This window comes from Enterobacter sp. MGH85 (genome assembly GCF_001037655.1).
In the GTDB taxonomy this organism is placed as follows: Bacteria; Pseudomonadota; Gammaproteobacteria; order Enterobacterales; family Enterobacteriaceae; genus Enterobacter; species Enterobacter intestinihominis.
Genome location: NZ_KQ089925.1, coordinates 4,510,056 through 4,533,401 on the forward strand (window position 1 = coordinate 4,510,056; position 23,346 = coordinate 4,533,401).

22 protein-coding genes and 1 other annotated feature are annotated in these 23,346 nt (G+C 55.0%); of the genes, 10 read left to right on the forward strand and 12 right to left on the reverse strand.

Annotation, left to right across the window (positions count from 1 at the left end; all coding sequences use genetic code 11):
• Nucleotides 1-2 precede the first annotated feature (2 nt).
• From adk to SK51_RS21590, 7 genes are all read right to left on the reverse strand, one after another.
• Entirely contained in the window at nt 3-647 is a 645-nt protein-coding gene (gene adk / locus SK51_RS21560) for an adenylate kinase (protein ID WP_022647279.1), read from the reverse strand.
• Between the two features lie 229 nt (nt 648-876).
• Nucleotides 877-2,751 (reverse strand): molecular chaperone HtpG, encoded by a 1,875-nt coding sequence (htpG, locus tag SK51_RS21565; protein ID WP_015571245.1) that lies wholly within the window; start codon nt 2,749-2,751, stop codon nt 877-879.
• A gap of 110 nt (nt 2,752-2,861) precedes the next feature.
• Nucleotides 2,862-3,467 (reverse strand): recombination mediator RecR, encoded by a 606-nt coding sequence (gene recR, locus SK51_RS21570; protein WP_006809843.1) that lies wholly within the window; start codon nt 3,465-3,467, stop codon nt 2,862-2,864.
• Nucleotides 3,467-3,799 (reverse strand): YbaB/EbfC family nucleoid-associated protein, encoded by a 333-nt coding sequence (locus SK51_RS21575; protein WP_003858972.1) that lies wholly within the window; start codon nt 3,797-3,799, stop codon nt 3,467-3,469. The genes recR and SK51_RS21575 overlap by 1 nt, the downstream gene beginning before the upstream one ends.
• A 53-nt stretch (nt 3,800-3,852) precedes the next feature.
• The gene (gene dnaX / locus SK51_RS21580; protein WP_023299467.1) at nt 3,853-5,781 is read right to left on the reverse strand and encodes a DNA polymerase III subunit gamma/tau; all 1,929 of its coding nucleotides are present in this window, start codon (nt 5,779-5,781) and stop codon (nt 3,853-3,855) included.
• Nucleotides 4,459-4,523 (reverse strand) — a sequence feature (DnaX frameshifting element). (Overlaps the previous gene by 65 nt.)
• 88 nt (nt 5,782-5,869) lie before the next feature.
• Nucleotides 5,870-6,421 (reverse strand): adenine phosphoribosyltransferase, encoded by a 552-nt coding sequence (apt, locus tag SK51_RS21585; protein WP_000127359.1) that lies wholly within the window; start codon nt 6,419-6,421, stop codon nt 5,870-5,872.
• A gap of 151 nt (nt 6,422-6,572) precedes the next feature.
• Nucleotides 6,573-6,950 carry a DUF454 family protein gene (locus SK51_RS21590; protein WP_001189855.1) on the reverse strand — a complete coding sequence of 126 codons (378 nt, stop codon included), beginning with the start codon at nt 6,948-6,950 and terminating at the stop codon, nt 6,573-6,575.
• Nucleotides 6,951-7,000: 50 nt separating this feature from the next.
• Here SK51_RS21590 and priC point away from each other — a divergent pair, with 50 nt between their 5' ends.
• Nucleotides 7,001-7,528 (forward strand): primosomal replication protein N'', encoded by a 528-nt coding sequence (gene priC, locus SK51_RS21595; protein ID WP_022647276.1) that lies wholly within the window; start codon nt 7,001-7,003, stop codon nt 7,526-7,528.
• Between the two features lie 12 nt (nt 7,529-7,540).
• On the forward strand, nt 7,541-7,735 hold the full coding sequence (rsmS, locus tag SK51_RS21600) for a pleiotropic regulatory protein RsmS (protein ID WP_022647275.1): 195 nt from the start codon (nt 7,541-7,543) through the stop codon (nt 7,733-7,735).
• A 33-nt stretch (nt 7,736-7,768) separates the two neighbouring features.
• Here the strand turns inward: rsmS and mscK are convergent, their stop codons facing one another.
• Nucleotides 7,769-11,146 (reverse strand): mechanosensitive channel MscK, encoded by a 3,378-nt coding sequence (gene mscK / locus SK51_RS21605; RefSeq protein WP_023305598.1) that lies wholly within the window; start codon nt 11,144-11,146, stop codon nt 7,769-7,771.
• Between the two features lie 113 nt (nt 11,147-11,259).
• Complete coding sequence (gene acrR / locus SK51_RS21610; RefSeq protein ID WP_032624732.1) at nt 11,260-11,913, reverse strand: multidrug efflux transporter transcriptional repressor AcrR; 654 nt, start codon at nt 11,911-11,913, stop codon at nt 11,260-11,262.
• 141 nt (nt 11,914-12,054) lie between these two features.
• Between acrR and acrA the strand changes: the two genes are divergently transcribed.
• From acrA to SK51_RS21640, 6 genes are all read left to right on the forward strand, one after another.
• A complete protein-coding gene (gene acrA / locus SK51_RS21615) occupies nt 12,055-13,248 on the forward strand; it encodes a multidrug efflux RND transporter periplasmic adaptor subunit AcrA (protein WP_022647272.1) in 1,194 nt (397 codons plus the stop codon).
• Nucleotides 13,249-13,270: 22 nt separating this feature from the next.
• On the forward strand, nt 13,271-16,417 hold the full coding sequence (gene acrB / locus SK51_RS21620; protein WP_023299464.1) for a multidrug efflux RND transporter permease subunit AcrB: 3,147 nt from the start codon (nt 13,271-13,273) through the stop codon (nt 16,415-16,417).
• A 509-nt stretch (nt 16,418-16,926) separates the two neighbouring features.
• Nucleotides 16,927-17,301, forward strand: coding sequence for an Hha toxicity modulator TomB (gene tomB, locus SK51_RS21625; protein ID WP_006809850.1), 375 nt, complete (start codon nt 16,927-16,929; stop codon nt 17,299-17,301).
• 28 nt (nt 17,302-17,329) lie between these two features.
• Nucleotides 17,330-17,548, forward strand: a complete 219-nt coding sequence (locus SK51_RS21630) for an HHA domain-containing protein (protein WP_015571250.1) — start codon at nt 17,330-17,332, stop codon at nt 17,546-17,548.
• A gap of 207 nt (nt 17,549-17,755) precedes the next feature.
• The gene (gene maa / locus SK51_RS21635) at nt 17,756-18,307 is read left to right on the forward strand and encodes a maltose O-acetyltransferase (protein ID WP_023305596.1); all 552 of its coding nucleotides are present in this window, start codon (nt 17,756-17,758) and stop codon (nt 18,305-18,307) included.
• 116 nt (nt 18,308-18,423) lie between these two features.
• On the forward strand, nt 18,424-18,891 hold the full coding sequence (locus SK51_RS21640) for a YlaC family protein (RefSeq protein WP_023305595.1): 468 nt from the start codon (nt 18,424-18,426) through the stop codon (nt 18,889-18,891).
• Here SK51_RS21640 and pdxR read toward each other — a convergent pair.
• Nucleotides 18,863-20,323: a MocR-like pyridoxine biosynthesis transcription factor PdxR gene (gene pdxR / locus SK51_RS21645; protein ID WP_023305594.1), complete on the reverse strand. Its 1,461-nt coding sequence runs from the start codon at nt 20,321-20,323 to the stop codon at nt 18,863-18,865. The two genes, SK51_RS21640 and pdxR, sit on opposite strands and share 29 nt — an antisense overlap.
• A 102-nt stretch (nt 20,324-20,425) precedes the next feature.
• Here pdxR and SK51_RS21650 point away from each other — a divergent pair, with 102 nt between their 5' ends.
• On the forward strand, nt 20,426-21,136 hold the full coding sequence (locus tag SK51_RS21650; RefSeq protein WP_023305593.1) for a GNAT family N-acetyltransferase: 711 nt from the start codon (nt 20,426-20,428) through the stop codon (nt 21,134-21,136).
• On the opposite strand, the gene ykgO is transcribed toward SK51_RS21650, so the two are convergent.
• Nucleotides 21,133-21,273, reverse strand: a complete 141-nt coding sequence (gene ykgO, locus SK51_RS21655; protein WP_003859006.1) for a type B 50S ribosomal protein L36 — start codon at nt 21,271-21,273, stop codon at nt 21,133-21,135. The genes SK51_RS21650 and ykgO overlap by 4 nt on opposite strands.
• A 2-nt stretch (nt 21,274-21,275) precedes the next feature.
• Nucleotides 21,276-21,536, reverse strand: a complete 261-nt coding sequence (locus SK51_RS21660; RefSeq protein ID WP_015571255.1) for a type B 50S ribosomal protein L31 — start codon at nt 21,534-21,536, stop codon at nt 21,276-21,278.
• A gap of 213 nt (nt 21,537-21,749) precedes the next feature.
• On the opposite strand from SK51_RS21660, the gene SK51_RS21670 reads away from it, so the two are divergent.
• Nucleotides 21,750-23,309: an EAL domain-containing protein gene (locus tag SK51_RS21670; RefSeq protein ID WP_032676383.1), complete on the forward strand. Its 1,560-nt coding sequence runs from the start codon at nt 21,750-21,752 to the stop codon at nt 23,307-23,309.
• The last annotated feature ends 37 nt before the right edge of the window (nt 23,310-23,346 follow it).

Below are 23,346 nucleotides of genomic sequence, written 5' to 3' on the forward strand. Positions count from 1 at the left end.
GCTTAGCCGAGGATTTTTTCCAGCTCTGCACGTACGTCAGCCACGGCTTTGGTGCCGTCAACTTTCGCGTATTTGGTGTTACCCGCCTGCGCCTCTTTGGAGTAGTAGCCGATCAGCGGTGCGGTCATCTGATGGTATTCCACCAGGCGTTTACGCACGGTTTCTTCCTGGTCGTCTTTACGGGTGGTCAGCTCTTCGCCGGTCACGTCGTCTTTGCCTTCAACCTTAGGTGGGTTGAATTTGATGTGGTAAACGCGGCCAGAGGCAGCGTGCACGCGACGGCCAACGATACGGTCAACGATCAGTTCGTCCGGTACATCGAACTCCAGCACGTAATCCACGTTGATGCCCGCTTCTTTCATGGCGTCAGCCTGAGGAATGGTGCGCGGGAAGCCGTCCAGCAGGAAACCATTGCGGCAGTCTTCCTGAGCAATGCGCTCTTTTACCAGCGCGATAACCAGTTCGTCGGTCACCAGCTTGCCTGCGTCCATGATGTCTTTAGCTTGTTTGCCCAGCTCGGAGCCAGATTTAACAGCGGCACGCAGCATGTCACCAGTAGAGATTTGCGGAATACCGTATTTCTCCATGATGAACTGAGCCTGAGTTCCCTTACCCGCGCCCGGAGCGCCAAGCAGAATAATACGCATTGCGAAAATCCCCTCAAATGTCGATTCAATTTTTCAAAAGCGCTAAACAATACCACCAGAACGGGTATCGCTCAAGGAAGGCGGGGAGGCTGAAACGGTTAACGGGGGGAGATTATTTGGGTTAGTGCGAGAATGCCCCCTCACCCTAACTCTCTCCCCAAAGGGGAGAGGGGACGATTATACCCTCTCCCCTTTGGGGAGAGGGCCAGGGTGAGGGGTAGGTTTTGTATTACGCCAGCAGCAGCGCATTCACACGTTTAATGAACAGGTTAGGATCTTCCAGGGTGCCGCGCTCGGCCAGCAGGGACTGATCCAGCAGCAGTTCAACCCACTCCGCAAAGCGGGCGTCGTCCTGGGTATCCGCCGCGCGTTTCACCAGCGGATGATCCGGATTAAGCTCAAAGATATATTTCACTTCCGGCACGGCCTGGCCCGCCGCAGCGAACAGTTTCGCCATCTGGGTGCTCATTTCGTCCGCATCGGTGGTGACAATGGCTGGCGTATCGGTCAGACGGTGCGTGAAGCGCACCTCTTTCACGCGGTCGCCCAGCAGGGTTTTCACGCGCTCAACGAACGGCTCCAGCGCCTTCTCGGCTTCCTTCGCGCTGTCGTCCACTTCATCCGCCAGCTTATCGATAGACTCGTCGGCTTTAGCAACGGACTGGAAGGATTTACCGTCGAACTCGGTCAGGTAGTTCATCATCCACTCGTCGATGCGGTCAGACAGCAGCAGCACTTCGATGCCTTTCTTACGCAGCAGCTCCAGATGCGGACTGCTCTTCGCTGCCGCATAGCTGTCGGCGGTGATGTAGTAGATCTTCTCCTGCCCTTCTTTCATGCGGGAGACGTACTCTTCCAGCGATACGGTCTGGGCGGAGGAGTCGTTGTGCGTAGAGGCGAAGCGCAGCAGTTTAGCGATAGCTTCCACGTTCGCGGTGTCTTCCGCCGGGCCTTCTTTCAGCACCAGGCCGAACTGTTTCCAGAAGGTCTGGTATTTTTCCGCATCGTCTTTCGCCAGTTTTTCCAGCATCTGCAACGCTCGCTTGGTCAGGGCGTTACGCAGGTTACGGGTGACGGTGCTGTCCTGGAGAATTTCACGGGAGACGTTCAGCGGCAGATCGTTGGAATCTATCAGGCCACGCACAAAGCGCAGGTAGTTCGGCATGAACTGCTCGGCGTCGTCCATGATGAAGACGCGCTGCACGTACAGCTTCAGGCCGTGCTTGTGATCGCGGTTCCACATGTCCCACGGCGCCTGCGCCGGAATGTACAGCAGGCTGGTGTACTCCTGCTTCCCTTCCACACGGTTGTGGCTCCAGGTCAGCGGGTCGGTAAAGTCGTGGGCGATGTGCTTGTAAAACTCGTTGTACTCGTCGTCTTTAATTTCAGCTTTGTTGCGCGTCCACAGCGCCTGCGCCTTGTTGATTTTCTCCCAGGAAACCACGGTTTCGCCGTCTTTCTCTTCCTGTTTTTCAATCTCAACCGGCAGCGCGATGTGGTCAGAATATTTGCTGATGATGGAGCGTACACGCCAGTCGTTCAGGAAATCGTCTTCGCCTTCGCGCAGGTGCAGAGTGATTTCGGTGCCGCGATCCGCTTTGGTGATATCATCAACGGTGTATTCGCCTTCCCCTTTGGATTCCCACAGCACGCCGTTTTCGGCGCTGTCGCCCGCGGCGCGGGTGCGCACGGTGACTTTATCCGCCACGATGAATGCCGAGTAGAAGCCTACGCCGAACTGACCGATCAGCTGGCTGTCTTTCGCCTGGTCAGAGCCCATGGACTCGAGGAACGCTTTGGTGCCGGATTTAGCGATGGTGCCGAGATGGTCGATCACCTCGTCGCGGTTCATCCCGATGCCATTATCGGCAATCGTCAGGGTGCGGTTCTCTTTATTAAAAGAGACGCGCACGCGCAGTTCGCCATCGCCTTCGTACAGATCCGGGTTGGACAGCGCGCGGAAGCGCAGCTTGTCCGCCGCATCGGAGGCGTTGGAAATCAGCTCACGCAGGAAGATTTCTTTGTTGGAATACAGGGAATGGATCATCAGGTGCAGAAGCTGTTTTACTTCTGACTGGAAACCACGGGTTTCTTGTCCTTTCATCTAAGTCGACCTCAACAATGCCATTTAATGGGGTTGTAAAACGTTGAGTGAGAGATGGGGATAAGGGGGGGAATTTTCAAGCGGAGGCCGCGCACGCAGCCTCCGTTTGGTCAGAAAATAATCTTGTGTCGTCCGGCCAGCGAGTGCGACAGCGTGGTGCCGTCGACCATCTCCAGCTCACCGCCGACCGGCACGCCGTGGGCGATGCGGCTGGCGTCAACGCCGTACTGCGCGCACAGCTCGGCGATGTAGTTGGCGGTTGCCTCCCCTTCCACCGTCGGGTTGGTGGCGAGGATCACCTCTTTGATCGTCTCGGACTCAAGACGCTGTTCAAGACGATCGAGACCGATATCATCCGGGCCGATGCCGTCCAGCGGGGAGAGATGCCCCATCAGCACGAAATAGCGGCCGGAAAACTGCCCGGTTTGTTCGATGGCGTAGATGTCCGCCGGACTCTCCACCACGCAAATCTGACCGTTTTCCTGACGACGCGGGTTCGTGCAGATGTTACAGACGTCCTGCTCGGTAAAGGTCCGGCAATCCGCACAGTGACCAATTTCTGACATGGCGCGGGTCAGAGCCTGCGCCAGGCGCATCCCGCCGCTGCGGTCGCGCTGCAATAGCGTAAACGCCATACGCTGCGCCGACTTCGGGCCAACGCCCGGCAGGCAGCGCAGTGCTTCCATTAACTGCGTGAGCAGCGGACTGGTTTGCATCAGAATGGCATCTTAAAGCCCGGCGGCAGTTGCATACCGCTGGAAACAGAGGCCATTTTCTCTTTCTGGGTTTCGTCGATACGGCGAGCAGCATCGTTAAACGCGGCTGCAACCAGATCTTCCAGCATCTCTTTGTCGTCTTCGAGCAGGCTCGGGTCGATTTCAACGCGACGGCAGTTGTGCGCACCGTTGATGGTCACCTTGACCAGACCGGCACCCGATTCACCCGTGACTTCCAGCTGAGCGATCTCTTCCTGCATCTTCTGCATTTTTTCCTGCATCTGCTGAGCCTGCTTCATCAGGCCACCCAGACCGCCTTTTCCACCAAACATAGGCTTCTCTCTTCTTTCACGTTAAGGATTACAACCGTAAGTCAGACTCACGATCAAAGGGGGCGAATACTCTCTTCATCCAGATCGGCGTCGAAGAACCGGCGCAGGGTCTGGATGTTGTTATCCGCGATAATCGACTCGCGCGCCTGCGCGAGCTTCTCTTCATAAATCGCCTGTCGCCACTCGAGCGGCGTTTTCACCGCCGGATTATCATCTTCAATGATAGTCAATTCAACCGGCACACCCTGTAATGCGGTAAGCGCCTCGGCCAGCGCCTTTTGCGCGCCTGGGGAGTTGAGGTGCCGCTGGCCAGGGCGCAGGTGCAGACGCACCTGATTGCCTTCCTGCTCTTTCCAGGCATTCAGCGCGACCTGCTCCACCAGCTTCGGCAGCTGAAGTTTGCTGACCTCAGCGGCCCAGGCGTCGCGCTCGATGGACTCTTCCGCGAGCTTCGCGGACAGCTCCGGCGTTTTTTCATGCTCAAGCGCCTTTTTCAGCGCTTTTGGCGTGGCGACCACTTCCTTGACCGTTTCAACAACGGTAGTCGCCTTCCAGCGGTATGCCTCTTCTTTCGCCGGGGCTTTTTGCTCGAGCGCGGACGGTGCCGGACGCGACTGCACGCGCTCCGTTACCGAGGCCAGTCGTTCAAGCGCGGCGTTGTTCACCGGCCGCGCTCTTGCAGGCGCTGCCGGTTCACTCTTTTTTGGTTTGGTTGCTCCCTGCGCGCGTTGCAACTGGCTTCGTGCGGCAAGCACCGAACTGGTGGCATCCGACAGCGGCACGTTCTGCGGCGGCGGCGATGCCGGTTGCGGTGGCACCTGCTGCGGTGACATTACCGCGGTCGGCGCAACCGGCGCAAAGGACTGCCGGGGCGTTTCCGGCTCCGGCAATGGCTTGCGCGGATGGAAGGCCAGCGCGCGCAGCAGCGTCATTTCAACGCCCATCCGGCGATCCGGTGCAAACGGCAGCTCTTTGCGGCCAATCAGCAGGGTTTGATAATAAAGCTGCACGTCAGCCGGCGGCACGGTGCGCGCAAGTTCACGCATCCGCTGTTCAATGGTCGCCATGTCCGCGCCAATGGCCGACGGAGACAATTGCAGCATCGCCACGCGATGCAGCAGGCTGAGCATCTCGACCAGCAGCGCTTCCCATTCAATGCCACGGGCGGCGGCATCGTTGACGAGGGTCATTACCCGCTCACCGTTGGCGGCAATCATCGCTTCGATAAGCGACAGCGCCTGATCGTCATCCAGCGTGCCGAGCATGGTGCTGACCGCGTCAGTGGAAAGCTTACCGTCACCGCTGGCAATTGCCTGGTCAGTCAGGCTCAGCGCATCACGCAGGCTTCCGTCCGCCGCGCGGGCCAGCAGCTGCAGGGCGCGCGGCTCGTGAACGATCTTCTCTTCATCAAGAATGTGTTCAAGCTGAGCGCGGATCTGCTCAACGTCCAGCGCCTTCAGATGAAATTGCAGGCAGCGCGACAGGATCGTGACCGGCAGCTTTTGCGGATCGGTGGTCGCCAGCAGGAATTTGACATGCGCAGGCGGCTCTTCCAGCGTTTTCAGCAGGGCGTTGAAGCTGTGGCGCGACAGCATGTGTACTTCATCGATCAGATAGACCTTGAAGCGGCCGCGCGCCGGGGCGTACTGCACGTTGTCGAGCAGATCGCGAGTGTCTTCCACCTTGGTGCGCGAGGCGGCGTCGATCTCGATCAGATCGACAAAACGCCCCTGCTCGATCTCCCGGCAGTTGTCACATACGCCGCACGGGGTGGCGGTGATCCCGGTTTCGCAGTTCAGACCTTTTGCCAGCAGACGGGCAATAGAGGTTTTACCGACGCCGCGGGTGCCGGAGAAAAGATAGGCGTGATGGATGCGACCTAGCGACAAGCCGTTCGCCAGGGCCGTCAGCACATGTTCCTGACCGACAACGTCAGCAAAGGTTTGTGGTCGCCATTTACGGGCTAACACCTGATAACTCATGGGCAGGCTCTGCAACGCTGGAAGGTGAATTAATGGAGGGGAATGCTATCACAACCTCACCCATTGAGCGAGGTTGTGAGATACGGGATTAATGTCCCGGGAAAGGCACCAGGCTGTAGCTGGTAATACCCTGTTTTTCCAGGCGCTGCTCGCCGCCGAGATCGAACAGGTTGATGATGAAGGCCGCGTCGGTCACTTCCCCGCCCAGACGACGGATCAGCTTCACGGTCGCTTCGATGGTGCCGCCGGTTGCCAGCAGATCGTCCACCACCAGCACTTTGTCGCCTGGCTTGATGGCATCAACGTGAATTTCCAGCTGATCGGTGCCGTATTCCAGCTCATAGCTCTCAGCAATGGTTTCACGCGGCAGTTTGCGCGGCTTACGCACCGGCACAAAACCCACGCCCATCGCCAGCGCAACCGGTGCGCCGAACAGGAAGCCACGGGCTTCGGTACCTACTACTTTAGTGATCCCGGCGTTTTTATAACGCTCAACCAGCAGTTCAATGCTGAGGGCGTACGCTTTCGGGTCTTCCAGCAAGCTGGTGACATCACGGAAAAGAATGCCAGGCTTTGGATAATCCTGGATACTTTTGATGCTATTTTTCAGATATTCAAGCTGCTGTGCAGTTGCGGTCATCGGTTTGTGCCTAAATGAAACAGTGTTACTCACGGCGCGCGACGAGTCGGTCAAAGTAACAGTTGTTTAACCTTTGACCAGGCGCACCTGTGCTCGAAAACGGTCGAATTTACTGGCTGTGCGCCATAATTGCAACCGCCATGATGAGGCTTCAGTGCTTTTGTTGCTTTTCATCAACCACGGGGATCCGCCACATGAAGATCAGCAGGCAGGCCAGGATTGCCAGCAGCAGAATGCGCACCCACATCATTTTCACCAGCCATAACGAGACGGCGAAGGTGATCAGGATGAAGGCAATGGCGCGCGGCTTGGCCCCGGGCGGCATGGCCCGGTGTTTTTGCCAGTGCCGCAGGTAGCCGCCAAACCACGAACGGTACAGGAGCCAGTGGTGAAAACGCGGCGACGAGCGGGCGAAGCACCAGGCGGCCAACAGGATGAACGGGGTGGTCGGCAGCAAGGGCAATACGATGCCCAGCGTACCCAGCACTACCGCGAGCCAGCCAATGATGATTAAAATAGTACGCTGCATAATGCGAATCGTTATCAAACTGAACGGCTACTTTACCACTGGAGAGCGCATTGAAAACAGCACTGCTTCTTGAGAGGCTGCAAAATCAGCTGATCGCGCTGCGGGCGCAGGCCACACCGCTGATGGGACATGCTACGCTGAAACCGCGCTTTGACCGGCAGCTCTTCCGCACCCGCAGTACCGTCATTCAGGATTACCTTGCTGAGATGCAGACCAACCTCGACGAGCTTCGCCACGCGGTTGAGAGTGAACAGCAGGAACAGGTGGTGTGGCTTGCGGAGCATCTTACTGAGCAGATCACCGCCCTGCACCGCGAAATCGCCGCCTGGCCGCTACGGGCGTGGGACAGCGCCTCGCCTGGGCTCGGAAAATGGCAGCGCAAGCGGCTGGAGAACCAGGAGTTTGAGCGGCGTCTGTTTGAGATGAAGTGTGAGCGCGAAGCCCGCCTGACCACCAGCGAAACGCTGCAAGAGCAGCAGTTATTAATGCGTGAAATCAGCGCGCTGGAAGGCCGCATCGTCCGCTGCCGTCAGGCGCTGGATGAGATTGAACGCGTCATTGAACGCCTGACCCGTTAACAGGAGCCACTAATGTCACTGGAAAATGCCCCCGACGAGGTCAAGCTGGCCGTCGATTTAATTATGCTGCTGGAGAATCACGAGATCCCGGCGGAGACGGTGCTGAAAGCGCTGGAGATTGTGCGGCGGGATTTTGAGGGAAAGGTGAAGGCCGGTTGCCCTCACCCTCACCCTAGCCCTCTCCCTGGAGGGAGAGGGGACCGTTAGGTGCGGTTTGAAAGATCTGCCCTGATTCGCTTTTTACCCTCTCCCCTCTGGGGAGAGGGCAGGGTGAGGGGCGGAGTTTTCGTCACCCTTAATCTCGCGCTTCACTTCCGTATGTTCGTCACCTTTCTCGTTACGCAGGTGAACCTCAAGCTGATTGAAGGCGATATTAATGTTGTTTTCACGGCACAGACGGTCAATGGTGCGGTTCAGCTCATCGACGGTGTAGCTGCGATCGCGTAGTTCGCGTACGTACAGGCGCAGCTCATGATCCAGCGTGCTTGGCCCGAAGGTGGTGAAGAACACGTCAGGCGCAGGATCGTGCATCACTTTAGGATGTGATTTCGCGGCTTCCAGCAGGACCTCTTTCACTTTATCCAGATCTGAACCATAGGCCACCCCGAGTCGGACCACCACGCGCGTCGTAGTATCCGAAAGCGACCAGTTGATCAGTCGCTCGGTCACGAAGGCTTTGTTCGGGATGATCACCTCTTTACGATCGAAGTCAGTGATGGTGGTCGCACGAATACGGATCTTGCTGACGGTCCCGGAGAAGGTGCCGATGGTGACGGTATCGCCGATACGTACCGGACGTTCGAACAGGATTATCAGGCCAGAAACAAAGTTACCGAAGATCTCCTGCAAGCCGAAGCCCAGACCTACCGACAGCGCCGCCGCCAGCCACTGGAGTTTATCCCACGAGACGCCCAGCGAGCCGAATACCGTCATCGCCCCGACAATAATAATGACGTAGTTCAGGATGGTGGTAATGGCATACGACGCCCCCTGACGCAGGTTCAGCCTTGAGAGCACCAGCACTTCCAGCAGACCAGGCAGGTTGCGGATCAACGCCCAGGCCACCACCGAGGACACCAGCGCAAAGAGCAGGCTGCCCATGGTGACGCTTTTCATTACCGCAGCGCCCGCTTCGGTACCGTTGTATTGCCAGAGGGTGATACTGTCGAGGTAGGCGAAGACGGTAATTAAATCAGACCAGATGGCCCAGAACATCACCGCAAACAGCGCAATCATCACCAGCATGGTAATACGCATCGTTTGCTGGTTGACCTGCTCCAGGGCAATGGTCGGCTCTTCCTGCGGCTCAGCCCCTTCAGCCCCCTCTTTAACCTGATGCTGTCGACGGGCAACAGCGCGACGATAAGCAATGCGGCGCGCCGCCACGCTCAAACCGCGCAGCACGGTCTGGAACAGCAGGTTCCACAGGATCACCAGATACACGGTTTCAATCCAGCGGCCTGACAGACGAAGCGTGGTATAGAAGTAACCCGTTGCCGTCAGCACCATCAGCGCCAGCGGAATGATCGCCAGCACCGTTACGGTAACCAGACGAAGATTGTGGGACTCTTTATCACGCCAGCTGTCGCGGCACATCGGCCACATCAGGACGGCTATCAGCAGCAGGTTCAGCATAATTACCAGCTGTCCCAGCACGTCATCCATCAGATGCAGCGGCGAAAGCTCGGCCACAACGGACCAGAAGTGCAGCGGCAACAGCGCGAGGCTGATACGTACAATCTGGCGACGCCAGTGGCTGGTGAGTTTCTCCGGCATGTTGAAGTGTCGGACCGCGACGCCATCTTTTTCCAGCACTTTCCAGCACAGACCAAACACCAGCCAGAACAGCGCCAGCTTTTTGCTGAACGCCCACAGCAGGTCGCTGATATTGAGCTGCATGGTCAACAGGATCAGGCCGACGGCGAGGATCAGCAGGCAGACCGGCAGAGCACGGATCAGATCGATCAGGATCGCTTTCGGTGTGTGCAGCTGGCTGTCGTTACGCAGTTGCCCCACTTCCGAGGCCAGCTTCGCCTGGTACTGCTTCAGCCATTTCAAACGCCAGCGTATTACTCCGGCGATGAGCAGCAAAGGCAGACCCGCAAGGAAGGCAATCATTACCGCAGGCCAGGCTTTCTCCCAGTTCACGGTAATTTTCATGCTTTTGATCTGGGATTTCAGCGTTTCAGGGAAAGATTTAAACCAGTCCCAGTCCATGGGTTTGTTGCTGTTCACCCAGAAAATCTGCTGGGTCAGGATCTCCTGGAGGCTTTTAGACACGCTCACCAGCTGCTGCTGGTTGATTTGCAGGTTAATCGCCATCATCAGCTGGTTGCCTAGCTGCTTATTAAGCTGATCGAGCAGTTCGCGGCGCATATCCACAACCTGCAACAGCGCGTCGTGAACTTCACCGTTTACTTCACTTGAATGGCCTTCTTCCACTTTGGCAACAAACGTATCGCTCTGGAACAGGGCATCGCGCTGCTGGTTAACGTCAAACTGTTCAAGACGCAAATCCGCAATGCGGTTGGTCATGTCTTCCAGCTCGTCGGCGGACGGCAGCGTCTGCTGCTGCTGGTAAAGAATGCGCGACAGCAGCAGGCTTCCCTTCAGGACGGCAATCTGCTCTTTGACATTGCGCTCAGCCTGCAAAGCGCGATCCAGCCAGTTTTTGACTTTAATATTCTGCTGCACCAGCGCGCTGCCGCTTTCAGTCGCCTGAATCAGGCGCTCGCTCAGCTGATGATTAATCTCCAGCTCCTGCTTCACCAGCGGATTGGCCTGGATACGCGCCGTTTCGTCTGGCGAGACCGCTTCCTGCGCCGTTTTTTCGGTCAGCGTCAGGCGCTTGCTGTTCACCGCCTCCTGCAACAGCTGAAGCTGATGCTCGAGCCGGTTGATATTCGCGTTCACGTAGTCACGCTGTTTTTGCAGCGCATCCTGCAACACCGTGTTGCCTTCCAGACTCTTACGCTGCTGTTCAATCTCCGCGTTCAGCAGCGTCTGCTGGATGTTCAGCAGCGTTTGCTGGGTCGGTCGAAGCGCCCCTTCCCCCACAGTGATGCCATTCAGACGGTTACGTATCTGCTGTAGCTGTTGCGATGCAGAATACATGGCGTTCTGCACGCGCTCAGGCTGGGTTTGCAGCGAAACCAGCTGGCTGTTATAGGTCGAGAGATCGGACTGCGCCGTTTGCAGATCGTCCAGCAGCTGCGCCACGCGCGACTCAAGCTGGCGCAACGAAAGCGTGGCAAGCGTTTTTCGGGTTTCATCGTCGTTATCAACGTCGCTAAGCGCGTTCAGGGCCTCCGTTGCTTTACGCATGTTCTCCGGCGCCTGAGCGACCTTCTGCCGCAACTGGGCCGTTTCGGCTTTGATGCGATCGATCTTATCCAGCGTATCCAGGGTTTCCGTCAGGTCCTGCTGAACGAGCTTTTCCTGGGCGGAGAGATCTTTTTGTTTATTCAGGGTGTCGAGTTGCGACTGAACCTCGGCACGCGTCGGGACGTCACTGCCGTTGTCTGCACGGGCCCAGGAATGCGGTGCGGCTGCAAAGAAAAACAGCAGGATCAAAAAAACGGCCAGAACAGAATGTGTCGAGCGATAGGTGTGCAGCATAGTCGTGAATGTGATCTGAGAAATGACCGAAAATAGTCGGGCGTGAAGAATATCACGCCCGGCTAAAGCAGAATAGCGGGAAGGTAATCCTCTAAGACATTTCCTGGAAAGATTCAGGCAGTAAGCGGCGCTCCCTCGCTGCGGAGGGTCGGGCAAAGCTGGCACATCTCCAGGAAAATCGCGACGTAGCTGCGCGCCTCTGATTTCAGATCGAACGACTGCGGGGCGAAAAGCCAGTTTTCCATCAGGCCGGAAATATAACTGCGCATCAGGATCGCCGCCCGGCGCGTTAACAGCGTAGCGGGAAGCATGTCGGCCTGCATACATTCCTTAAGAACTTGCTCGATGCGATCGTAGCTTTCCAGACACAGGTCGCGCTGCGCCTGCTGAACCACCGCCATTTCGCCAACAAACTCACATTTATGGAAGATGATTTCCATCATCAGACGTCGGCGTTCTTCCACAACAGTCGCTTCAAGGATATATACTAATATTTCTCTTAATACTGAGAGTGGATCGTGAGGGAATTTTGCCCGATACTCACTCTCAAGATCGCTGATGCTGGACTCTGAAAGCTCCCAGATTTCACCAAACAGATCTGACTTGTCTTTAAAATGCCAGTAAATCGCTCCCCGCGTGACGCCCGCGGCCTGAGCAATCTGCGCCAGCGAGGTTGCCGAAACACCCTGCTGTGAGAACAAACGCATTGCCACATCCAGAATGTGTTGTCGGGTTTCCAGCGCTTGTTGTTTGGTTTTTCGTGCCATACGTTGATGAATTTACAGGAGTCAGATTTACATACATTTATGAATGTATGTACCATAGCATGACGATAATATAAACGCAGCAATGGGTTTTTAGACTCAGGACCCTTGATCAATTTGAAATCGGACACTCGAGGTTTACATATGAACAAAAACAGAGGGTTAACGCCTCTGGCGGTCGTTCTGATGCTCTCAGGCAGCTTAGCGCTTACAGGATGTGACGACAAAGAGGCTCAACAAGGAGCTCAGCAGGTGCCAGAAGTTGGCGTCGTGACGCTCAAATCCGAACCTCTCCAGATGACAACAGAACTACCGGGCCGCACCAGCGCCTATCGCATTGCAGAAGTACGTCCGCAGGTGAGCGGTATCATCCTGAAACGTAACTTCACCGAAGGCGGTGATGTGAAAGCAGGTGAGTCTCTTTATCAGATTGATCCAGCAACCTATCAGGCGTCTTATGAGAGCGCTAAAGGCGATCTGGCGAAAGCAGAAGCGGCAGCCAAAATTTCGCAACTGACGTTGAATCGTTACAAGAAACTGCTCGGCACGCAGTACATCAGCCAACAGGATTACGATTCTGCCCTGGCCGATGCACAGCAAGCCAATGCAGCCGTTGTGGCGGCGAAAGCGGCGGTAGAAACCGCGCGTATTAACCTCGCCTACACCAAAGTGACCTCCCCTATCAGCGGTCGGATTGGTAAATCAGCCGTCACCGAAGGTGCGCTGGTGCAGAACGGTCAAACCAACGCGCTGGCCACCGTGCAGCAGCTTGACCCGATCTACGTTGACGTTACACAGTCCAGCAACGATTTCCTGCGTCTCAAACAGGAGCTTGCCAGCGGACAACTGAAACAGGAAAACGGTAAAGCCAAAGTTGAACTGGTTACCAACGACGGTATCAAGTTCTCACAGACAGGCACACTGGAATTTTCTGATGTGACCGTCGATCAGACCACCGGCTCTATCACCATCCGGGCTATTTTCCCGAATCCGGATAAAACCCTGCTGCCGGGTATGTTCGTACGCGCCCGTCTTGAAGAAGGGACTAACCCAAGCGCCATTCTGGTTCCGCAGCAAGGTGTGACCCGTACGCCACGCGGCGATGCGAGCGCGCTGGTTGTAGGTGCCGATAACAAAGTCGAAACACGCAATATCACTGCAACGCAGGCGATTGGCGACAAGTGGCTGGTAACGGAAGGTCTGAAAGATGGCGATCGCGTGATTATTACTGGTTTGCAAAAAGTTCGTCCTGGCGCGCAGGTCAAAGCTCAGGAAGTGAAATCTGACGACAAACAACAAGCATCGGCCGCTGGCCAGTCAGAACAAACCAAGTCTTAACTTAAACAGGAGCCGTTAAGACATGCCTAATTTCTTTATCGATCGCCCCATATTTGCGTGGGTGATCGCCATTATCATCATGCTGGCCGGGGGACTTGCGATCCTGAAGCTGCCTGTTGCGCAATATCCAACGATTGCGCCGCCGGCAGTGACGATCTCCGCAACCTACCCGGGCGCTGATGCCAAAACGGTGCAGGACACCGTTACGCAGGTTATCGAACAGAACATGAACGGTATCGATAACCTGATGTACATGTCCTCAAACAGTGACTCAACCGGTACAGTTCAGATTACCCTGACCTTTGAATCCGGTACGGATGCGGACATTGCGCAGGTTCAGGTGCAGAACAAACTGCAGCTGGCGATGCCCCTGCTGCCGCAGGAAGTGCAACAACAGGGTGTGAGCGTCGAGAAATCGTCCAGTAGCTTCCTGATGGTTGTCGGCGTGATTAACACCGATGGCACCATGACGCAGGAAGATATTTCCGACTACGTGGGCGCCAACATGAAGGACGCCATCAGCCGTACGTCTGGTGTGGGTGACGTTCAGCTGTTCGGTTCACAGTACGCGATGCGTATCTGGATGGATCCGAATAAGCTGAACAACTTCCAGCTGACCCCGGTTGACGTGATCAGCGCAATTAAAGCGCAAAACGCCCAGGTTGCAGCCGGTCAGTTAGGCGGCACGCCGCCGGTGAAAGGTCAGCAGCTTAATGCGTCTATCATCGCGCAAACGCGTCTGACCTCGGCGGATGAGTTCAGTAAAATTCTGCTGAAGGTGAATCAGGACGGTTCGCAGGTTCGCCTGCGTGACGTGGCGAAAGTGGAGCTGGGTGGCGAGAACTACGACGTTATTGCGAAGTTCAACGGTAAACCGGCTTCCGGTTTAGGTATCAAACTGGCGACTGGGGCGAACGCCCTGGACACCGCGACGGCTATCCGTGCAGAACTGAAGAAGATGGAACCTTTCTTCCCGTCAGGTCTGAAAATTGTTTACCCGTATGACACCACGCCGTTCGTTAAAATTTCGATTCACGAAGTGGTAAAAACCCTGGTTGAGGCGATCATCCTCGTCTTCCTGGTAATGTACCTGTTCCTGCAAAACTTCCGCGCAACGCTGATCCCAACCATCGCCGTGCCGGTTGTACTGCTCGGCACCTTCGCGGTTCTGGCGATATTTGGCTATTCGATAAACACCCTGACGATGTTCGGGATGGTGCTCGCCATCGGCCTGCTGGTGGATGACGCCATCGTAGTGGTCGAAAACGTTGAGCGTGTGATGGCGGAAGAAGGCCTGCCGCCGAAGGAAGCAACCCGTAAATCAATGGGCCAGATCCAGGGCGCGCTGGTCGGTATCGCGATGGTTCTGTCTGCGGTATTTATCCCGATGGCCTTTTTCGGGGGTTCAACCGGTGCGATTTACCGTCAGTTCTCTATTACCATCGTTTCCGCGATGGCGCTGTCGGTGCTGGTAGCCCTGATCCTGACGCCAGCCCTGTGTGCGACCATGCTGAAGCCGATTAAGAAAGGTGGCCACGGCGAGCACAAAGGGTTCTTCGGCTGGTTTAACCGCATGTTTGATAAGAGTACGCATCACTACACCGACAGCGTGGGGAACATCCTGCGCAGCACCGGTCGTTATCTGCTGCTCTATATCATCATCGTGGTGGGCATGGCTTTCCTGTTTGTTCGTCTGCCAAGCTCGTTCCTGCCAGATGAAGACCAGGGCGTGTTCCTGAGCATGGCTCAGCTTCCGGCGGGTGCGACGCAAGAACGTACGCAAAAAGTGCTGGATGAGATGACCGACTACTTCCTGACCAAAGAGAAAGACAACGTCGAATCCGTGTTTGCGGTTAACGGCTTTGGCTTCGCGGGTCGTGGTCAGAACACCGGTATTGCCTTCGTTTCTCTGAAAGACTGGTCCGAACGCCCGGGTGATGAGAACAAAGTTGAAGCCATTACCAACCGGGCCATGGGTACCTTCTCACAGATTAAAGATGCGATGGTCTTCGCCTTTAACCTGCCAGCGATTGTTGAACTGGGTACGGCGACCGGCTTCGACTTCCAGCTGATTGACCAGGGCGGTCTGGGCCACGAAAAACTGACTCAGGCGCGTAACCAGCTATTTGGCGAGGTGGCTAAACACCCTGACCTGCTGGTGGGCGTGCGTCCTAACGGTCTGGAAGATACGCCGCAGTACAAGATCGATATCGACCAGGAAAAAGCACAGGCGCTGGGTGTGTCCATCAGTGACATCAATACCACGCTGGGTGCAGCCTGGGGTGGCAGCTACGTCAACGACTTCATCGACCGTGGTCGCGTGAAGAAAGTGTACGTCATGTCCGAAGCGCAATACCGTATGCTGCCGAACGATATCAACAACTGGTACGTTCGCGGCAGCGATGGCCAGATGGTGCCGTTCTCAGCCTTCTCAACTTCGCGCTGGGAATACGGTTCGCCGCGTCTGGAGCGTTATAACGGCTTGCCATCGATGGAGATCCTCGGTCAGGCGGCGCCGGGCCGAAGCACCGGTGAAGCCATGAACCTGATGGAAGAGTTGGCCAGCAAACTGCCTGCGGGTATTGGCTACGACTGGACCGGTATGTCCTATCAGGAACGTCTGTCCGGTAACCAGGCCCCTGCCCTGTACGCCATTTCACTGATTGTGGTGTTCCTGTGTCTGGCGGCATTGTATGAGAGCTGGTCGATTCCGTTCTCCGTTATGCTCGTGGTTCCGCTGGGGGTTATCGGTGCGCTGCTTGCCGCAACCTTCCGTGGGCTGACTAACGACGTTTACTTCCAGGTGGGCCTGCTGACAACCATTGGCTTGTCGGCGAAGAACGCGATACTTATCGTCGAATTCGCCAAAGATCTGATGGAGAAAGAAGGTAAAGGCCTGATTGAAGCAACGCTTGAAGCCGTTCGTATGCGTCTGCGTCCAATCCTGATGACGTCCCTGGCGTTTATCCTCGGCGTTATGCCGCTGGTTATCAGCTCAGGCGCAGGCTCCGGCGCACAGAACGCGGTAGGTACCGGTGTAATGGGTGGTATGGTCACTGCGACCGTTCTCGCCATCTTCTTTGTACCGGTGTTCTTCGTGGTGGTACGTCGCCGCTTTAGCCGCAAAAATGAAGATGTGGAGCACAATCATTCGGTAGAACATCACTGATACCGGTTTCACATGATAAAAAGGCCGCATTTGCGGCCTTTTTCATTTTCAGAAAAATTCATAAAATAGTCTTATTGTCGTTTTATTTATTTTCACCCGTCCTGATAAGACTTATCATAATAATCCGATAAGCTAATCGTAGAATTCAGCATTCTTTTAATATCAATTCATCGCCTAAAATATTCGGACAAATCCTAAATCATCGTAAATGCCGAAGACATCTGAATCCGGACTTCAAATGAAACATTGCGCTAACTCAATGAATCTTAAGGAACGGATGAAAAAAAGGGTTTCTCTTGATAAAAGTGTTCGCGTCTGAGGTCACATTTGCGTAAGCGCTCGCAAGGAAACGTTTTAATTGTAATTTTTCGTAATAGCGCGGTGAAATCCTGATCAGAGTGGCTTATAGTTAGTGTTATCAGGAACACAGCTCCCGTGTGGCTAAGCAAGTTGTATCCATCCCGACATGATGTTCGGTGAGTAAAAAATCACTCAGAAGGGGATGCGCTATGGACGAGTACTCGCCAAAAAGGCATGATATCGCGCAGTTGAAATTTCTCTGCGAATCCTTGTACCATGACTGCCTTGCCAATCTTGAAGAAAGTAACCATGGCTGGGTGAACGATCCAACGTCTGCTATCAATTTACAGCTTAATGAGCTGATCGAGCATATCGCAACCTTCGCACTTAATTATAAAATTAAGTACAATGAAGATAATAAGTTGATAGAGCAAATTGATGAATACCTGGACGACACCTTTATGTTGTTCAGCAGCTACGGCATTAACGCACAGGATTTGCAGAAATGGCGTAAATCAGGAAACCGTCTATTTCGCTGCTTCACGAATGTCAGCAGAGCTAATCCGGTTAGTCTTTCCTGTTAAAATTATTACAAATACTAAGGTGAATTTTATGTCTGATAAACCATTAACTAAAGTCGATTATTTGATGCGCCTGCGACGCTGTCAGTCAATTGACACGCTCGAACGTGTTATTGAGAAAAATAAATACGAGCTGTCTGATAATGAACTGGCGGTATTTTATTCAGCTGCCGACCATCGTCTTGCTGAACTGACCATGAATAAACTCTATGACAAGATCCCCTCTTCGGTATGGAAATTTGTTCGTTAGTCGTTGAAGAGAGACTTAAAGGCACTACGCCCGTTGTTAAGCTGAATTTACCTTTCGTATTACGCTTCAAGTGCAAACGCCAGGTCCCCGTATAAAACGTATTTATACGCAAGAATGTTGTGACTCCTGTCACAGTCACTTTTAGGGAACGTTCCCTTTCTGGCTAATCCTCTTTACGCTACGTAAAACGATTCCAGAGAGGTTCCCATGAGTGAAGAAAAACAGAAGATGATTGCCGGTGAATATTATCGCCCCGGCGATGACACGCTGAGGGCTGACCGTTTACGCGCTCGTCATATTGTTCACCGCTATAACCATACCGCACCCGATGAGAAGGCCGAACGTCGCGCCTTATTATCTGACCTGCTGGGTCAAAGCGAAGGCGCTTATATTGAGCCGAGTTTCCGCTGCGACTACGGCTATAACATCTATCTGGGCAACAATTTTTACGCCAACTTCGACTGCGTCATGCTGGACGTCTGCCCTATCCGCATTGGCGATAACTGTATGCTCGCACCGGGGGTGCACATTTATACGGCCACGCATCCTCTGGACGCGACCGAACGTAACAGCGGGCTGGAGTACGGTAAATCGGTCACCATAGGCCATAACGTCTGGATCGGCGGACGCGCGGTGATTAATCCGGGCGTGACCATTGGCGATAATGCGGTTATCGCTTCCGGCGCGGTAGTGACCAAAGACGTGCCGGCCAATGCGGTAGTGGGCGGGAATCCGGCGAAAATCATTAAAATGATCTAAGCGCATCCTGAGTAACTGTTATGCTTTTTCCTGGCATAACTGTTACTTTCATCGCATAAACCCCTCTCATAAAATAGGCAGATCACCTGTATTTTTAACAATCATAAAGGCAAAAAATGACAGAGATACAGCGCCTGCTTACCGCCACCATCGACGAGCTCAATACCCGCGAAAAGCGCGACAATCGTCCGCGCTTTAGCATCAGCTTTATTCGCAATCATCCCGGATTGTTCGTCGCCATGTACGCCGCCTGGCTGGCAACGCTTATCGTCATGCTGAAGTCTGAAACGCTGGTCGATTCCGTCTGGCTGCTGGTTGTGCTGTTCGTGGTGTTTAACGCGTTTTTCTTTTTCGACGTCAATCCGCGTTACCGGTATGAAGATATCGACGTACTCGATTTCCGCGTCTGCTACAACGGGGAGTGGTACAACACGCGTTACGTGCCGAAGGAGCTGATCGACAGCATCCTGCACTCGCCGGCTGTCGAAGCCGGGCAAAAAGAGAAGTTGCAGAAAATGGTCCTCACCAAGGGCCAGCTCTCTTTTTATGATGTCTTTACCCTTTCCCGCCCCGCTGCTGTGTAATGAGCGCCTGAAGACGTCGAATACCCGGCGCAAACTGCGAAGCAGAGGTATTGCCGTAACCTAAAACCAGACCGGTTTGCCCCTGCGTCGTCTCAAGGTAGTACCCGCTCAGTGCAGCGGGTGCCAGCTGAAACGCTCTTGCCTGCTCCACCAGCCGCTGGTCGTCGATACCGTCAATCGCCAGCGCCAGGTGCATCCCTCCTTCTCCGGCAAGAACACGGTGCGGCGTATGAAGCTCTGCACTTAGCACCTCCCGCAGCTGGCGGTATCGCTTACGATAAAGTCGGCGCATGGCGGCAAGATGTCGCGCATAGTGGCCTTCCTCAATAAATAGCGCCAGGGTGCGCTGTTCAGCGCGATGCCCGCCGCGCAGCAGCGAGCCGATGGCCGGACGCGCTGCCTTCGCCAGCGCTGGCGGTAATACCATGAACCCCATTCTGAGCGACGGAAACAGCGTTTTGCTGAACGTCCCCAGATACACAACGGGCGCATTGTTGACCATTCCCAGCATCGCCGGTACGGGCTCACCGGCATAACGGAATTCGCTGTCGTAATCGTCCTCAATGATCCACGCGCTGTGCTGCCGGGCCAGTTCCAGCAGCGCCAGACGCCGCCGCGCGCTGAGCACGCTTCCGTAAGGGAACTGATGCGATGGCGAGGTAAAAATCAGCGTGGGTGAAGGCGCACACAACCCTTCCCAGCACATTCCCTCGTCATCAACCGGTATGCCGCTCATCGCCAGGCCGGTTTTGACGAAAGCGCTTTTAGCGCCGCTATAGCCGGGATTTTCAACCCAGGCGACATCCCCCGGCTCGCTTAACAGCATCGTGCACAGATTGACGCCCTCCAGTGCCCCTTCGGTTATCACAATCTGGCTGGCATCGCAGTCAATGCCGCGGGAGAGCGCAAGATGGCGGGCAATGGCGGCCCGTAGCGTCGGCTCGCCGGCCGGGTCGCCATACCCTAACAGGGCGCTCCCCTCCTCGCGCAGGACGCGATCGTATAACCGCCGCCACAGCGGCAAGGGGAAATAGTTGATGGCAGGCGTTCCTGGCGTAAATGCCATCACCGGAGTGTCGCGCGGCACAGGCTCGGGCAGCAGGGCAACACGTTTTGTCAGCCTGACGTCCGGGTCCGGTAATGTCCGGGCAATCGTACGATGAGCGAATTGCCCCACCCGCGTACCCTGGCGGCTACGCAGCAAATAACCTTCGAGCGTGAGCTGGTCCAGCGCCGCATTAACGGTGTTTCGGGACACCGAGATCTGCTGCGCCAGCGTTCGCGAGCCGGGCAAATGACTGCCGGACCGAAGCCTTCCGCACAGTATGGCCTCCCGCAAAGCAAGGTAGAGCGCGCGCTGGAGCGTTTCTTCCCCACGTTTTTTCAGCGCAGCATGGAGCAGGGTGTATAGCTCATCACCCGGTATATTCATCTTTACCTCCTCGTGGTACCAGCAAAACATAGCCTGGTGGTTCTTTTTAAGGAACCAGTAATTCACTAATCTGGAGATCTTTTCAACATCGTGGAAATAAAGATGAGTGTATTCAATGAGTTTGGACAACCTGTAGGGGAAAGCCTTACCGACTGGCAGCCTCGCCCGCACCCGTCCCGGATGGTACTTCAGGGTCGCTATTGTCGGCTTGAGCCGCTGCGCGTGGAGCATGCCCACGCGTTGTTCTCTGCGTATTCCCTGGCCGGAGATACCCGAAGCTGGACGTGGCTGCTGCGTGAACCCGATGCCACCGCAGTGGAGTTTGCCGAATGGGTAGCGAGCGTGAGCAAATTATCCGATCCCATCCACTTTAGCGTTATCGATAACCAGACCCAATCTCCTGTCGGGACGCTGTCCCTTATGCGGATCGATCCTAAAAACGGCGTTGTAGAAGTGGGACATGTTCACTTCTCGTCACTGTTAAGCCGCACGCCCATGTCGACAGAAGCGCAGTATCTGCTGATGCGGTACGTGTTCGATACCCTGGGCTACCGACGTTATGAATGGAAGTGCAACAGCCTGAACGAACCCTCCCGCAAAGCGGCCCTGCGTCTTGGGTTTCAGTTTGAAGGGCGTTTTCGCCAGGCGCTGGTCATTAAAGGCCGAAACCGGGACACCGACTGGTTTTCAATTCTCGACAAAGAGTGGTCAGCGCTGGCGAGCGCGTTTGAAAGCTGGCTTGCCACCGACAATTTTACCGTCGATGGCAAACAGAAAAGATCCCTGGAAAGCTGGCGAGAAACGCGCGTCTAGCGTCTTTTTTTACGCCCCTGCACCGCCTTAAAGCGCGGGTTAGATTTGCAAATCACGTATAAGCGTCCCTTGCGTTTGACTATCTGGCAATCCGGGTGACGCTGTTTTGCACTGCGCAATGAGTTAAGCACCTGCATGATTAGCCTCGCTTCGCATCAAGAAAGCCACCAAAACGCTTGCGGAAGCGTGCCGCGCTGCCATCCGTCGAGAAGGTCTTCTGCTTCCCGGTATAAAACGGATGTGATTTAGAGGAGACATCAAGAGTAACGTAGGGATACGTTTTCCCCTCAAGTTCAATTTCACGGTCTGTCTTAATCGTTGAGCCAACTTTAAAATATTCATTAGCCGTGGTGTCGTGAAACACAACGGTGCGATAGGTTGGATGGATATTCGGTTTCATCTCTGGCCTTCATGTATTGTTATAACATAACAAAATACTATCTGAGCTTTGCTGCAAAAACAACCCCTGTGACGCACAGCCTGTTTTTGAAAGGTTTTCAAATACTGCGAGAGACTGTTACATGCTATAACTATATCATTTAGCGATAAAAAATTTTTCATCTGGCGCGCAAACTCCATGCCCTGGTCGGGCATATGGAAAGGATACAGCAGCATGCGAACCCGACATCTGGTCAGCCTGGTGACAGGCGTACTGATCTTCTCTGTGCTGGTCCCTGTGTGCCTCAGTATCTGGCTGGCGCATCGTCAGGCAGAGGCGAAATTTGTGGATGCACTGGACAGATATGCCTCGCGCGCCCTGATCCGTACCGACAGAGTCGTTGCGCAGGCAAAACAGGCGCTCACGCACCTACAGTTGTTCAACGCCCCGCCCTGCACTCCTCCGCACTTACGCGAAATGCGTCGTGTCGCGTTCTCATGGCGCTATATTCAGGAAGTGATGTATATCGATAACCTGAAGCCGCTCTGCTCCTCTCTGGAACAATCCAGTAATACGGCGATCTTACCGCCCCCGATGCGGATCACCGCAGACGGATATAGCGCGTGGCTCACCTCGCAAAACGACCTCGGCATTCACCGTTATATGGCCGTTCTGGGGAAAGGACATTATCTGGTAATGGTCGATCCGGCGTCGCTTGTGGATGTTGTCCCGTTCGGTGACATTTCGATGGATGCCGCCCTGGTGGGAAGCGAAACCCATCGGATATTTGCCAGAAGCAATATTCTCGACCCGTATATTCTTTCTGTCGTTAAGGAGCAGCAGGACGTTAAGCGCGTGCAATACAACGGCTCGATGTACGTGTTGAAACCGGTGCCAGAACTGGGGCTTACGGTTATTGCCTGGGCATCGTTAAAACCGCTCGCGGCATCCTGGCATCAGCAGCTGATCATCTGGCTACCGGCAGGCATACTGATAAGCCTGGTTGCAGCCCTTATTGTGCTTCGCATCCTCCGCCGTTTGCTTTCCCCGCGTAACCGGCTGATCGACGCGATCAACAACCGGGAGATCGAGGTTTACTATCAGCCCATTGTGGCGCTATGCAGTGGAAAACTGGTGGGTGCAGAAGCGCTGATGCGCTGGCCGCAGCCAGATGGCAGTGACCTGTCGCCTAATCTCTTTGTTCCCCTGGCGGAGCAGACGGGGCTTATTTCAACGCTGACACAGCTGGTGGTGAATAAGGTGTTTGAGGATTTAGGTGCCTGGCTGCATCATCACCCGGAACTGCACATTTCTGTCAACCTTTCGCCAGCCGATTTAACGTCCCCCGAGCTGCCTCGCCTGCTGAGTCAATTGCTCAACAAATGGGGCGTCCACCCGCGCCAGATCGCCCTTGAATTGACCGAGCGCGGCTTTGCCGATCCTGCCGTCAGCGCCCCTGCCATCGCTGCGTTTCGGCGCTCCGGGCATGCCATCTACATTGATGATTTTGGTACGGGTTACTCCAGCCTGAGCTATTTGCAGGATCTTGATGTCGATACCCTGAAGATTGATAAATCCTTTGTGGACGCGCTGGAGTATAAGAACGTGACTCCCCACATCATCGAAATGGCCAAATCGCTTAAGCTGGCGATGGTCGCAGAAGGCATTGAAACTGAAGGGCAGCTCGAATGGTTGCATCGCCACGGCGTGCAGTACGGACAGGGCTGGTATTTCAGCAAGGCGCTGCCTAAAGAAGATTTCATTCGCTGGGCCGAGCACAACCTCAGGAAATAAACCCATTACGCGGTGTTACGTGCGGCCACGGCAGTGG

Bases quoted from the DNA above. Each gene is read 5' to 3' on its own strand.
- tomB (WP_006809850.1), top strand. From the start codon at position 16,927: ATGGACGAGTACTCGCCAAAAAGGCATGATATCGCGCAGTTGAAATTT.
- SK51_RS21630 (WP_015571250.1), top strand. From the start codon at position 17,330: ATGTCTGATAAACCATTAACTAAAGTCGATTATTTGATGCGCCTGCGA.
- htpG (WP_015571245.1), bottom strand. From the start codon at position 2,751: ATGAAAGGACAAGAAACCCGTGGTTTCCAGTCAGAAGTAAAACAGCTT.
- maa (WP_023305596.1), top strand. From the start codon at position 17,756: ATGAGTGAAGAAAAACAGAAGATGATTGCCGGTGAATATTATCGCCCC.
- apt (WP_000127359.1), bottom strand. From the start codon at position 6,421: ATGACCGCAACTGCACAGCAGCTTGAATATCTGAAAAATAGCATCAAA.
- SK51_RS21650 (WP_023305593.1), top strand. From the start codon at position 20,426: ATGAGTGTATTCAATGAGTTTGGACAACCTGTAGGGGAAAGCCTTACC.
- acrB (WP_023299464.1), top strand. From the start codon at position 13,271: ATGCCTAATTTCTTTATCGATCGCCCCATATTTGCGTGGGTGATCGCC.
- SK51_RS21640 (WP_023305595.1), top strand. From the start codon at position 18,424: ATGACAGAGATACAGCGCCTGCTTACCGCCACCATCGACGAGCTCAAT.
- rsmS (WP_022647275.1), top strand. From the start codon at position 7,541: ATGTCACTGGAAAATGCCCCCGACGAGGTCAAGCTGGCCGTCGATTTA.
- dnaX (WP_023299467.1), bottom strand. From the start codon at position 5,781: ATGAGTTATCAGGTGTTAGCCCGTAAATGGCGACCACAAACCTTTGCT.
- ykgO (WP_003859006.1), bottom strand. From the start codon at position 21,273: ATGCAGGTGCTTAACTCATTGCGCAGTGCAAAACAGCGTCACCCGGAT.
- pdxR (WP_023305594.1), bottom strand. From the start codon at position 20,323: ATGAATATACCGGGTGATGAGCTATACACCCTGCTCCATGCTGCGCTG.
- adk (WP_022647279.1), bottom strand. From the start codon at position 647: ATGCGTATTATTCTGCTTGGCGCTCCGGGCGCGGGTAAGGGAACTCAG.
- SK51_RS21590 (WP_001189855.1), bottom strand. From the start codon at position 6,950: ATGCAGCGTACTATTTTAATCATCATTGGCTGGCTCGCGGTAGTGCTG.
- recR (WP_006809843.1), bottom strand. From the start codon at position 3,467: ATGCAAACCAGTCCGCTGCTCACGCAGTTAATGGAAGCACTGCGCTGC.
- mscK (WP_023305598.1), bottom strand. From the start codon at position 11,146: ATGCTGCACACCTATCGCTCGACACATTCTGTTCTGGCCGTTTTTTTG.
- SK51_RS21575 (WP_003858972.1), bottom strand. From the start codon at position 3,799: ATGTTTGGTGGAAAAGGCGGTCTGGGTGGCCTGATGAAGCAGGCTCAG.
- SK51_RS21670 (WP_032676383.1), top strand. From the start codon at position 21,750: ATGCGAACCCGACATCTGGTCAGCCTGGTGACAGGCGTACTGATCTTC.
- acrA (WP_022647272.1), top strand. From the start codon at position 12,055: ATGAACAAAAACAGAGGGTTAACGCCTCTGGCGGTCGTTCTGATGCTC.
- SK51_RS21660 (WP_015571255.1), bottom strand. From the start codon at position 21,536: ATGAAACCGAATATCCATCCAACCTATCGCACCGTTGTGTTTCACGAC.
- acrR (WP_032624732.1), bottom strand. From the start codon at position 11,913: ATGGCACGAAAAACCAAACAACAAGCGCTGGAAACCCGACAACACATT.